11 protein-coding genes are annotated in these 11,241 nt (G+C 62.2%); 2 read left to right on the plus strand and 9 right to left on the minus strand.

Annotation, left to right across the window (positions count from 1 at the left end):
- Nucleotides 1–47: 47 nt before the first annotated feature.
- The 7 genes from HMPREF2927_RS08205 to clpS form a co-directional block, all read right to left on the minus strand.
- Nucleotides 48–1,277, minus strand: a complete 1,230-nt coding sequence (locus HMPREF2927_RS08205; protein WP_070687057.1) for an RDD family protein — start codon at nucleotides 1,275–1,277, stop codon at nucleotides 48–50.
- A 349-nt stretch (nucleotides 1,278–1,626) separates the two neighbouring features.
- Nucleotides 1,627–2,283 carry a non-canonical purine NTP pyrophosphatase gene (locus tag HMPREF2927_RS08210; RefSeq protein WP_070687059.1) on the minus strand — a complete coding sequence of 219 codons (657 nt, stop codon included), beginning with the start codon at nucleotides 2,281–2,283 and terminating at the stop codon, nucleotides 1,627–1,629.
- Between the two features lie 38 nt (nucleotides 2,284–2,321).
- On the minus strand, nucleotides 2,322–3,053 hold the full coding sequence (gene rph / locus HMPREF2927_RS08215) for a ribonuclease PH (protein WP_070687061.1): 732 nt from the start codon (nucleotides 3,051–3,053) through the stop codon (nucleotides 2,322–2,324).
- A 121-nt stretch (nucleotides 3,054–3,174) separates the two neighbouring features.
- The gene (locus HMPREF2927_RS08220; RefSeq protein WP_005507828.1) at nucleotides 3,175–4,068 is read right to left on the minus strand and encodes an MBL fold metallo-hydrolase; all 894 of its coding nucleotides are present in this window, start codon (nucleotides 4,066–4,068) and stop codon (nucleotides 3,175–3,177) included.
- A complete protein-coding gene (murI, locus tag HMPREF2927_RS08225) occupies nucleotides 4,059–5,111 on the minus strand; it encodes a glutamate racemase (RefSeq protein ID WP_070687063.1) in 1,053 nt (350 codons plus the stop codon). Before murI ends, HMPREF2927_RS08220 begins: the two co-directional genes overlap by 10 nt.
- Before the next feature lie 153 nt (nucleotides 5,112–5,264).
- Nucleotides 5,265–5,897, minus strand: a complete 633-nt coding sequence (locus HMPREF2927_RS08230) for a DUF2017 domain-containing protein (protein WP_070687065.1) — start codon at nucleotides 5,895–5,897, stop codon at nucleotides 5,265–5,267.
- Nucleotides 5,897–6,217, minus strand: coding sequence for an ATP-dependent Clp protease adapter ClpS (clpS, locus tag HMPREF2927_RS08235; protein WP_070687068.1), 321 nt, complete (start codon nucleotides 6,215–6,217; stop codon nucleotides 5,897–5,899). Before clpS ends, HMPREF2927_RS08230 begins: the two co-directional genes overlap by 1 nt.
- A 261-nt stretch (nucleotides 6,218–6,478) precedes the next feature.
- Between clpS and HMPREF2927_RS08240 the strand changes: the two genes are divergently transcribed.
- Together HMPREF2927_RS08240 and HMPREF2927_RS08245 are read left to right on the plus strand one after the other, a co-directional pair.
- Nucleotides 6,479–7,777 (plus strand): nicotinate phosphoribosyltransferase, encoded by a 1,299-nt coding sequence (locus HMPREF2927_RS08240; protein ID WP_070687070.1) that lies wholly within the window; start codon nucleotides 6,479–6,481, stop codon nucleotides 7,775–7,777.
- A gap of 74 nt (nucleotides 7,778–7,851) precedes the next feature.
- Complete coding sequence (locus tag HMPREF2927_RS08245; protein WP_070687072.1) at nucleotides 7,852–8,478, plus strand: isochorismatase family protein; 627 nt, start codon at nucleotides 7,852–7,854, stop codon at nucleotides 8,476–8,478.
- A gap of 154 nt (nucleotides 8,479–8,632) precedes the next feature.
- On the opposite strand, the gene HMPREF2927_RS08250 is transcribed toward HMPREF2927_RS08245, so the two are convergent.
- Complete coding sequence (locus HMPREF2927_RS08250; protein WP_070687074.1) at nucleotides 8,633–10,420, minus strand: DEAD/DEAH box helicase; 1,788 nt, start codon at nucleotides 10,418–10,420, stop codon at nucleotides 8,633–8,635.
- A 316-nt stretch (nucleotides 10,421–10,736) separates the two neighbouring features.
- Nucleotides 10,737–11,036, minus strand: a complete 300-nt coding sequence (locus tag HMPREF2927_RS08255) for a DUF3039 domain-containing protein (protein ID WP_070687075.1) — start codon at nucleotides 11,034–11,036, stop codon at nucleotides 10,737–10,739.
- Nucleotides 11,037–11,241 lie beyond the last annotated feature (205 nt).

Genomic DNA, 11,241 nt, shown 5'->3' on the forward strand with positions numbered 1-11,241 from the left:
TAAGACAGTCACCGCTAATGCGCTGCTCTGCTCCCACGTTCCTTCCCCTAGTGTGCCTCACCCGAGGCGCGCGAGGAACTCTCGTGACGGTTCGTGACCATGATATTGGACTTGAAATAGAACTCTTCGGGAAGCTCATTCGTAACCGGGCCGTGCGGGAATTCGCTGAGCTTCGGCACAAAGTACCAGTCCATCAGCTCGCCGCTGCTCTGCTTGAGTACGCGGCGTTCCCTCATGGCGTGGCGTACCTTGCGGCGCAGGCGCGGGCTATCTTTCAGGGTGGTGGTGAAAACCCACGGAGTCTCGTAGCCCTCGGTGACCATGCCGAAGGTGATGCGCAGGTTGCCGTTCGTATCGGCGTCCATCGTGAAGTCGCCGTCTGCGATATCGGTGAAGGCGAGCATCCAGCTGTGTCGGCGTTCGTAGCTTTCGCGGGTGGTCTGCAACGCCGCAATGATGCGGTGGTCGACCAGCAACTCCACCTTGCGTTCGGTGATTTCACCCAGACGGGCGTAGGAGCCGAAGGCGCGGTTCGCGCCGCTGCGACGAGGCCACTTCGTCACCGCACCGTGCGGCACCTCCCCCGCAAAGGTAAAGGGGCCCGTCATGGTGCCGGGCAGACGCAGACGCTCGAACGGAGCGGTCGGCAGGAAGGTCGTCAGCAGCTGATCGGAGCTTACCGACTTACCCCAGCGCGCCATCTCAAAAATGGTCGGTTCGGGGCCCACCGGGTAGAGGCGCGGCATCTTGCGACCGAACTCGTCAAAGCCCTCAATAAACTCGCCGTTGGAGCTGTACCCGGGCATGGTCGCACCGAGCGGTCGAGTCCACGACCCCGAATACGGCTTGGTCAGGTGCGGGTTCTGCACCGGCAGGATGCTGGTGCGAGCACCCAGGTAGGCGGGCATGCGGGAGAGGTTACGCCATGCGAACTTCGCGGCAACCGCCTCGCGCCACCACATCGGGCGTTTGCCCGGGGTCTGCCCGCCCAGGCAGTGCATGAGCAGCCAGAATCCAGCCCAGCCGAGGCACCCTGCGGCAACCACGCAGAAAATAATCGTCAGCACAGTGTGCAGGGTTCCGGTCGCCCAGATATTCGTGGCGATCAGAGCCATGAACGCCACCCACGCCGCCATGACGTACGGGCCAAGCGTAATCATCGGATCGACCACCTTCACGGCGGCAATGACGCGGCGGTTCAGTCCGCGCCACACGTAGGAGTACGCCCAGCATCCGGCGGCAAGGGCGAGTGCCATCAGCAGAAGAAGGATGAGCATCGGTGTGTCTCTTTCGCTGCAGGTTTTTCTACCGCGGTCGGTGACAGCAAGCGTCGAGCAGATGCCCCGCTGAAAGGCTCTTCAATAGCAAAACTCGTCTGCCGAAGGTACCTTCAGCAGACGAGTTTCTTTGGTGTCACTAGCCTTGAGGTAAAAGCTTCTTTACCTATTGTGCCTTTAATTGGTATCCCTGTGGGGGATTTTAGGGGGATGCACGAAAAAATCGTACCCAACCCCGCGTTTCCACCCAACAGAGCGGCACAGTGAGACCGGTGCAGTGAGACCGGCGCTACGAGACAGGTACAGTGAGTACGCTCTGGCGCCTCAGCGACGGTTTTAGACAGCGATTTTAGGAGGTCAGCGCAGCAGCAATCTGAGGAATCAGCGCCTCAAAAGCACGCGCACGGTGGCTAATCGAGTTCTTAATCTCGGCGGGAATCTCAGCGCAAGACTTGCCAGCGTACTGCCCCTCATACAGGGCGTTCTCACCGTTCAGCTCCACGGGGCGCAGAATCGGGTCGTAACCGAAGCCGCCCTCCCCCGCCGGTGCAGTCAGCAGCTCGCCGGGCAGCTCGCCGTACTCGACCGCCTCAAAACCGTTCGGGGAGGCAACCGACGCCGCGCAGCAGAACTTCGCGCCGCGGTGCTCGGCAGAAATATCGCTCAGCTGAGCCAGCAGCAGGTTCAGGTTCGCGGTATCATCGCCGTGGCTACCCGCCCAGCGCGCCGAGAAAATACCGGGAGCGCCGTTGAGCACATCCACCGACAGGCCGGAATCGTCAGCAATAGCGATCAGGCCGGTTGCCTCGGCAACAGCGCGCGCCTTCAGCAGGGAGTTCTCAGCGAAGGTCACGCCGGTCTCGGGAACATCGGGAGCATTCACGCTGGAGGCGTCAACCACCTGGGTGTCAACGTCCAGGCCGTCAATGCGTCCGCGCAGAATTTCACGCAGTTCCTTGAGCTTGCCCTTATTGTGGCTTGCCAGAACAATCTTTGCGTCTGCCATAGTTTCTCCTTGTCGACGGAACTAGTTACTGGGACGGGTTAGTGTGCCAGTGCTTCACGCTGAATCTGAGCCAGCTCGGCGGTGCCTTCCAGCGCCAGGTCGAGCAGCCTGTTGAGCTCGTCCCGGTCGAAAGGCGCGCCCTCGGCGGTGCCCTGAACCTCAACGAACTTGCCGCTGCCGGTGACGACCACGTTCATGTCGGTCTCGGCGCGCACGTCCTCGGTGTAGGGCAGATCAAGCATGGGGGTGCCGTCAATAATGCCCACCGAAATTGCGGACACCGAATCAATCAGCGGGTTCGCCTTAGCGGGCAGAATCTTCTGCTCCTTCGCCCAAGAAATAGCATCAGCCAGCGCCACGTACGCACCGGTAATAGAAGCGGTGCGGGTGCCGCCGTCAGCCTGCAGAACGTCACAGTCGAGCACAATGGTGTTCTCGCCCAGCTCGTCCATGTTGATGACCGCACGCAGGGAGCGACCAATCAGGCGAGAAATCTCGTGGGTGCGGCCGCCCACGCGACCCTTCAGCGACTCGCGAGAAGAACGGGTGTTGGTGGCGCGCGGCAGCATCGCGTACTCGGCGGTCACCCAGCCCTTACCTTCGCCCTTGAGCCAGCGCGGCACGCCCTCGGTGAAGGATGCGGTGCACAGCACGCGGGTGTTGCCGAACTCGATGAGGGCGGAACCCTCAGCATTGCGGGACCAGCCGCGGGTAATGGTGATGGGGCGCAGTTCGTTGAGGGCGCGGCCGTCTTCGCGGGTTGCAGTCATGGGTTCTCCTTGAATCTGTCTGCAGGATTTATGTCTGTCTGTTGAATCTATGTCGACAAGTGAGCGGGGCTGAGCACAGTTTGTACTAGCCCAGCTTGTTTTAGCCCAGCTCGGGTTTGGCCTAGTCCAGCTCTGGCTTAGGCAGCGCAATCGCGGTGTTCAGCGGCGGATCGAGCACCTCCACCACGTTCAGGGTGGACGTGACCGGGTGAGCCTCCGTCGGGCGCGGGTAGATGCGGTAACTTGCCGCCATTTCGGCAATGCCGACCGGGCCGGAGAAAGCACTGCGCGCCTCCGCGCGGGCGATGTCCGGGTCGTTCCACACGGGTAGGTGGGTCAGTAGCAGGTTACGCACGCCAGCCTCCGTGGCGGCCTCGCCGGCGCGCTTGCCGGTCAGGTGAATACCGCGCAGGGCGTCGTCGCGGCCCTCCTGGTATGCCGCCTCGCAGAGGAACAGGTCAGCGCCGCGCGCAGCCTTGACCAGGCCCTCGCACAGGTCGGTATCGCCCGAGTACGAGAACACTGTGTGGCCCTCGCGGTCGTTGCAGGTGATGCGCAACGCGTACGGGTCCTTCGAGGGGTGAACCACGCGGAACGGCTCCACGCGGAAGGGGCCAATCTGCACGGGCTCACCCTCAGTCCAGGTGTGGTACTCAAACTCGGTGCTCATGCCCGGATCAGGGTCCAGGCCGTGAGTCGCCGAAAGGTACTCGTTAATCGCGGCGGGACCGTACAGCGGAATGCGGCCCTTGGGCCAGCCGCGCGGATCCCACTTGACCGCCACGTGCAGACCGGACAGGTCGATGCAGTGGTCCGGGTGCAGGTGCGAAATCAGAATCGCGTCGATATCGCTCAGGTCGATATGGCGCTGGAGCATGCCGAGGGAGCCGTTGCCCATGTCCATGATGATGCGCCAGGTTCGACCCGCGAAGTCCGTGGCGGTGAGCATGTAGCAACTAGCCGGTGAGACGGGGCCGGGAAAGGAGCCCGTGCAACCGATAACGGTTAGACGCATGAGGTGTCGTCCTTAGGGGTGGTGCCAGAAAATTCGGTGCCCGCGACAGTGTGTGCTGCCTCTGCAGGATCTGCCGATTCGTCGAGGGTAATGCTGCGGTGTGCCGCAAGCATTTCGGGAGTGAGTGCCGCCAGCGAGCCGGTCGGGTAGCGTTCCGCCACGGAGCTGGTGTGGCGCACGTTGGTGACCTCGGGGCCAAGGAAGCGGCGCGCCAGCTGCGAGAACGTCTCAGATTCGCCGGTGGCGAGGAATTCGTGGTGCGGGTTTTCTGTGGGGACCGGGCTTTCAATGGCGTGGTTGAGCAGTTCGCGGTACACGTCCTTCGCGGTCTCATCCGCGGAGGACACCAGGGTGACGTTCTCACCCATAATGTAGGAAATCACGCCGGCCAGCAGCGGGTAGTGGGTACAGCCGAGCACGAGGGTGTCCACGCCGGCGTCCTTGAGCGGCTGCAGGTACTCGCGGGCGGTCTCCAGCAGCTCGGGGCCGGAGGTAATGCCCTTCTCCACGAACTCCACGAAGCGCGGGCACGCTACCGAGTGCACCTCAAGGTTCGGGGTGATCGCGAAAGTGTCCTCGTAGGCGCGGGAGGTGACGGTCGCCTCCGTCGCAATCACGCCGATCTTGCGGTTGCGGGTTGCGGCGAGCGCACGGCGGGCGGCGGGCTGAATCACCTCAATGACGGGGATGCCGTACTGGCGGGTGTAGCGTTCGCGGGCGTCGCGGAGCACCGCTGCGGAGGCGGTGTTGCAGGCGATGACGAGCATTTTCACGCCGGAGTCGACGAGTTCATCCATGATGCGTAGCGCGTTGGCGCGTACTTCTGCGATTTTGAGGGGGCCGTAGGGGCCGTGGGCGGTGTCGCCGACGTAGATGATGCGTTCGTGAGGCAGCTGGTCCATGATGGCGCGTGCCACGGTGAGTCCGCCAACGCCGGAGTCGAAGACGCCGATGGGTGCTGCGGCGGTGGGGCCTACGGGCGCGGGGCTTCCCCAGGGGGTGCGGGCACGGTAGGGATTTGTTGCGTCGATGCTGTCACTCATGTGTCACCTACACTTCGTTATCGGTCGGGTACCACGTTCTATGCTAACTCGCTAAGGTTACCCTTTTAGTCCGTTGAGCGGTTAGATGAGTCGAGAACCACCATTATGTGGTTGTATATGACGATAGTTTGAGGGGAATTTGAAAAATTCGTTCTATTCTTGCTCTTTTTCCCCGCCATCTGCCCCGCCAAATACTCCGCCGGACTTTTCCTCTTCTTCGTCGTCCAGCCCGTTGAGCATGGCAAGCATGAGCGAGTCCTGAATCCAGGAGACGAAGTTGTACACCACAGCCATATACTCTTCTTGGGTCTCAATCTCGGAAGGGTCAGTGAACGCCGCAATATCTTCTGCGGTGCCTTCATCCACGATGTAGAGGCGGTCGGCGAGCACCAGGCGAATATCGCCGAGCGCAGCAGCCCAGGCGCGGGCGTGCTCTTCGTTCAGGCGCAGGTCGCTGGACTCAATGTCGAAGGCAAGCATGGCGAGGTTCGCGCGTTTGGTTTCGCGCAGGTCGCGTTCGGTGTAGCGGCGGTATTCGGTGGCGGTCTCGTCGTCGCTGCTTGCGGCGGGGAGCAGGCGTGCTACGGCGCTATCGGCGGGGATGGTGGGGTTTTCGGTGATGCCGACCAGCGCCTCCAGTGGGTCGACGGTGCCGCCGTCGGCGGTGGTATCTGCCGGGCGCAGTAGTACGCGCACGTCTTCGGCGAGTTCGCGAATCAGGTTGCGTTCGGCGGGTTCGAAGGAGGCGGTGTAGCCTCCGGGGGTGCGGCGGAAGGGTCGCGCCATTAGTTTTCTACTTTCTCGAAGGTTGCAAGCAGACCCCAGGCGTGCATTGCCTGGGTGTGTTTTTCGGCGTCTTCGCGCGAGCCGGTGAAGACGATTGCCTTGCCGTTGTTGTGTACCTGCAGCATGAGCTCTTCTGCGCGGGCGCGGGAGTAGCCAAAGTGGCTGCGGAAGACGTAGGACACGTAGGTCATGAGGTTGACGGGGTCGTTCCAGACAATGACTTTCCAGGGGGTGTCTGTGGCGAGGATGTTCTCCAGGGTGGTGTCGAGGTCGGTATTCTCGAGGGTTCCGGTGGAGAGGGTCACGGCGGTAGTGTTCATTGGTTTCCTTTGCGGCCGGTTCCCTTTGATTATACGGGCGGGTATGTGTTGCCCCTGTGTTGCCTCTGTATTGCTCCTGTGTTCGTCCTGCGCTACTGCGGTGTTTACCCTGCACTACCCCGATGCTCGTCCTGCGTTGCTCCCGCGCAGAGTGCTGGTAATTTGTCACACTACAGCACTTAGAGTCAAGAATACTTTATGTAGTGCTTGACACGCCGATTCAAGAGGAAAAATACCCTAATCCCCCACTACAATAAACACATGGCTACTACTTCCCTTCTCACCGACCACTACGAACTGACCATGCTCCAGGCGGCACTCGCCTCCGGCGCAGCCAACCGTAAGTGCACCTTCGAAGTCTTCACCCGCCGCCTGCCCGCAGGCCGCCGCTACGGCGTCCTCGCAGGCACCGGCCGATTCCTCGAAGGCCTCGCAAACTTCCGCTTCACCGACGAAGAACTCTCTTTCCTCTCCTCCCGCAACATCGTCAACAAAGAAACCCTCTCCTACCTCGAATCCTTCACCTTCAGCGGCAACATCCGCGGCTACGCAGAAGGCGAAGCGTTCTTCCCCCACTCCCCCGTCATGCAGGTCGAAGGCACCTTCGCCGAAGCGTGCGTCCTCGAAACCTACCTGCTGTCCATCCTGAACTTTGACTCCGCCGTGGCGAGCGCCGCCTCCCGCATGAGCGCAGCCGCAGGCAACCGCCCCTGCCTCGAAATGGGTTCGCGCCGCGCCCACGAACGCGCCGCCGTCTCCGCTGCACGCGCCGCCGTGATCGCCGGCTTCGCGGGCACCTCCAACCTGGAGGCTGGCCTGCGCTACGGCCTGCACACCATCGGCACCAGCGCCCACGCGTTCACCCTGCTGCACGACAGCGAACGTGAAGCGTTCGAGGCGCAGCTGCGTTCCCTCGGTGCCCGCACCACACTGCTCGTCGATACCTACAACGTGGACGAGGCGGTCCGCCTCGGCGTGGAACTCGCGGGCGAAGAGCTCGGCGGCGTGCGCTTGGACTCCGGCGACCTGGTCGCCACCGCGGCACGCGTTCGTGAACTGCTCGACTCACTCGGCAACACCCACACCAAGATCACCGTCACCAGCGACCTGGACGAGTACGCTATCGCATCCCTGGCGGCAGCACCCGTGGACTCCTACGGCGTGGGCACCAAGCTGGTCACCGGCTCCGGCGCGCCGACCTCCTCCATGGTGTACAAGGTTGTTGAGCGTGAGAACTCCGCCGGTGAAATGCAGCCGGTCGCTAAGGCGTCGGCTGGCAAGGCGTCCATCGGTGGCGCCAAGCGTGCGGCCCGCCGCCTCAACGGCATGGGCATAGCGACCTCCGAGGTTCTGGGCACCCACGAGGACCCGAGCCTGCTCGAGGACACCCGCCCGCTCATGGTGGACTTCGTCCGCAACGGCGAGCTGCTCCCCGGCTTCACCGGCGAGGAAGGTGTGCGCCGCGCAACCGCCCGCCACGTAGCATCCCTGGCTGAGCTTCCCGAAGCTGCCCACCGCCTCTCGGAGGGTGAGCCGATCATTCCGACCGAATTCATCTAAACCACCCTTCTGAGATACTGTTTTTCACCTGGCGAATCAGAGTGAAAACTCATTCCTACTTGTAAAGGACAGATATGTCTAAGGCACTCATTATTGTTGACGTGCAGAACGATTTCTGCGCCGGCGGCGCCCTCGCCACCGAGCGCGGTGCGGACGTTGCCGCACTGATTAGCGAATACGTGGAGAACAACCACCACCGCTACGACGCGATTGTCGCCACCCAGGACTGGCATATCGATCCGGGCTCGCACTTCTCTGACACCCCCGACTACGTTGACTCCTGGCCGGTGCACTGCGTCGCCAAGAGCGAAGGCGCGCAGATTCACGAGAACCTGGACACCGACTACATTGAGGCGTACTTCCGCAAGGGCCGCTTCGAGGCAGCCTACTCGGGTTTTGAGGGTCTTCTCGCCCCCGAGGATGAGGTCGCAACCGGCGAGCACGAGCCCGGTGCGGATGCATCCGAGGACGGCCCGCAGACTCCCCTGTCGGAGTGGCTGGATGAGCGCGGCATCGAGTTCGTCGATGTTGTCGGTATCGCCACCGATTATTGCGTGTCGGCAACCGCTCGCGATGCGGTCGATGCAGGCTACGAGACTCGCGTTCTGGTTGACCTGACCGCGCCCGTACACGAGGACAAGCTTGACGAAACCACTGAGGCACTGGAAGCCGACGGCGTAGAGGTCGTAGAGGTCCTCTAGCCTCAACGCAACTCGCACAACGATAGGGCGGGCACCCCGAGAGTACTCGGGATGCCCACCCTATCGCGTCTACGCGAACAAATATTACGGGCACGCAAAAGCCCCGCGAGCGCATACACACCCGCGGGGCTTTTCTCTACATTCTATTCACGTTCTAGCGTCGGCCCACGAACCAGTCCGATAGCTTATCGATACGCGCCTGAATCTGCTCCGCAGAAGCCTGCGCTACCGCCGGGCCGCCACAAATCTTACGCAGCTCATTATGAATCACGCCGTGCGGCTGACCCGAACGAATCGACCACGCCGCCACATTCTTCGCCAACTTATTGCGTAACTCCTTCAACTGGCGGTGATCCACCACCGAAGGCGCCGCAGCCGCCGGGCGGCGTGCCGCATGCTCACGCTGATGCGCTCGCAACAGCGTACCGACCTGTTCGGCATCCAGCAGGCCCGGAATACCCAGGAAGTCCTGCTCCTCCTCGCTACCCACGGCGAGGTTGCCGGAGGCGAACTCGGCGCCGTCGAACAGCACACCGTGGAAGGACGCCTCGGAGCCGAGCGCCTCGAATTTGCCGCGTGCCAGCTGCTCGGAGGCGCGTTCCTCGCGGTTTGCTTCTTCGAGCAGGTGGTCGTCCAGGCCCTCGACCATGGGGTCGATTTCCTGGGGTGCGCCGCGGTCGAGGGCGTGGTCGCGTTCTACTTCCATGTCGTTGGCGAGCATCATCAGCTGCGGCACCGACGGCAGGAACACGGAGGCGGTTTCGCCGCGCTTGCGGGCACGCACGAAACGGCCGATTGCCTGGGCGAAGAATAGCGGAGTGCTGGTGCTGGTGGCGTACACGCCCACGGCGAGGCGGGGCACGTCCACGCCTTCGGACACCATGCGCACGGCGACCATCCAGCGCTGCGTGCCTTCACGGAATTCATCGATTTTTGCGGAGGCTTCACGGTCGTCAGAGAGGATCACGGCGGGGTATTCGCCGGTGATTTTCTGAAGCTGTTCGGCGTAGGCTTTGGCGTCCGCGTGGTCGGTTGCGATGACGAGCGCACCGGCGTCAGGCACGGTGCGGCGCACCTCGGTTAGACGCTTATCGGCCGCCGCGAGCACGGTCGGGATCCATTCGCCGTTGGGATCGAGGGCGGTTCGCCACGCCTGGGAGGTGATGTCCTTGGTGAAGCCTTCGCCGAGGTTTGCCGCCATTTCCTCACCTGCGGAGGTGCGCCAACGCATCTGGCCCGAGTACGCCATGAAGATGACCGGGCGCACCACGTGGTCCTTCAGCGCGGGGCCGTAACCGTAGGAGTAGTCCGCCTTGGAACGGCGGATACCGTCATTGTCGACCTCGTAGGTGACGAACGGAATTGGGGAGGTATCCGAACGGAACGGGGTACCCGTCAGCGCCACGCGGCGGGTCGCGTCGTCGAACGCTTCACGCAGGCCGTCACCCCAGGAAAGGGAATCACCGGCGTGGTGAATCTCGTCGAAGATTACGAGGGTTTTCGTTTCCTCGGTGTTGCGGGCGTGCAACTGCGGCTTATTCGCCACCTGCGCGTAGGTCAGCGCCACACCCTTGTAATGGCGGCTGATGGTCACATCCGCGTTCTTGAAGTTCGGATCAATGGGAATACCGACCTTCGCGGCGGCGTCTGCCCACTGCTTTTTCAGGTGGTCGGTCGGCGCCACAACAATGAGCTGGCGGACCGTGCCGCGGTTGAATAGTTCCTTGGCGAGTGTCAGCGCAAACGTGGTTTTACCCGCGCCGGGGGTTGCCACAGCCATGAAGTCGCGGGGGTTGGTTTCGAAATACTTCTGCATGGCTTCTGCCTGCCAGGCGCGCAGGCTAACGGAAGTACCCCAGGGGGCCCGGTCGGGGTATGCCGGGGAGAGCTTCGGCTTCACCATACTGTCGAATAGTGTGGGTTCCTCTGCGGGTGCGCTCATTCTCTCCTTCTTCCTCGCCTACCTCTACTGATTCCTCACGCCGACTCAGCACGGGGGCGCTTCTCCCCCGTGTGGAGGTGGTGGGCACTCTGGCGTTCCCATTGCTCTGGTGTTCTTAGCGCTCTGACGGTCTGGGCACAGCGAGGTTAAATTCTAGCACCACATCCGCGGGTTGGGCCGGGCTGTGGTGCAAGAATTTGGTGCTCGTCAGCAAAGTCTCATGAGTGGTGTTGGATCATTGAGTCTTGCTGCTGCGGCGTGTTATTTATTCGTATTTATTCAGGCGTATTGTCTGAGGCGTGTCGTCTGGCGCGTATTATTCGCTGGAGCCGTTGTCGCCGTCGTTGCCGGGTGCGAGGCCTTCGTAGATTTCCTTGCACTGGGGGCAGACGGGGAACTTCTGCGGGTCGCGGCCGGGTACCCACATTTTGCCGCAGAGGGCGCGCACGGGTTCACCTGTCAGCGCCGATTCGAGGATCTTTTCCTTGCGTACGTAGTGGGAGAAGCGCTCGTGGTCGCCGGGCTCAGAAAGCTGGGTTTCTTCGCGTTCGAGCAGTGCGGTGCCGCCTGCGGTTCCGGGGCCAAAGGGGTCTTCGATGCCTTCGATAGAGCTCATGTTTCTCCTTGATGATGAGGTGGAATACATAGGGTGAGGGGTGCCGCTGCATGGTTGGGTGATTGGCGCCTTCTCTCTCTATTTTAGTAGCAGTTGGGAGGTGCTGAGCCCCGGGTGGTCAATATGGAGGCAGGCCACAGCTCCACCATAGACTCTTAGGTATTGCGGTGAGCTTCTTTCCGTTAGAAGTTCGGGCGCCGCAGAA

The sequence above is a fragment of the Rothia sp. HMSC061E04 genome (assembly GCF_001813685.1).
Classification (GTDB): Bacteria; Actinomycetota; Actinomycetes; order Actinomycetales; family Micrococcaceae; genus Rothia; species Rothia mucilaginosa.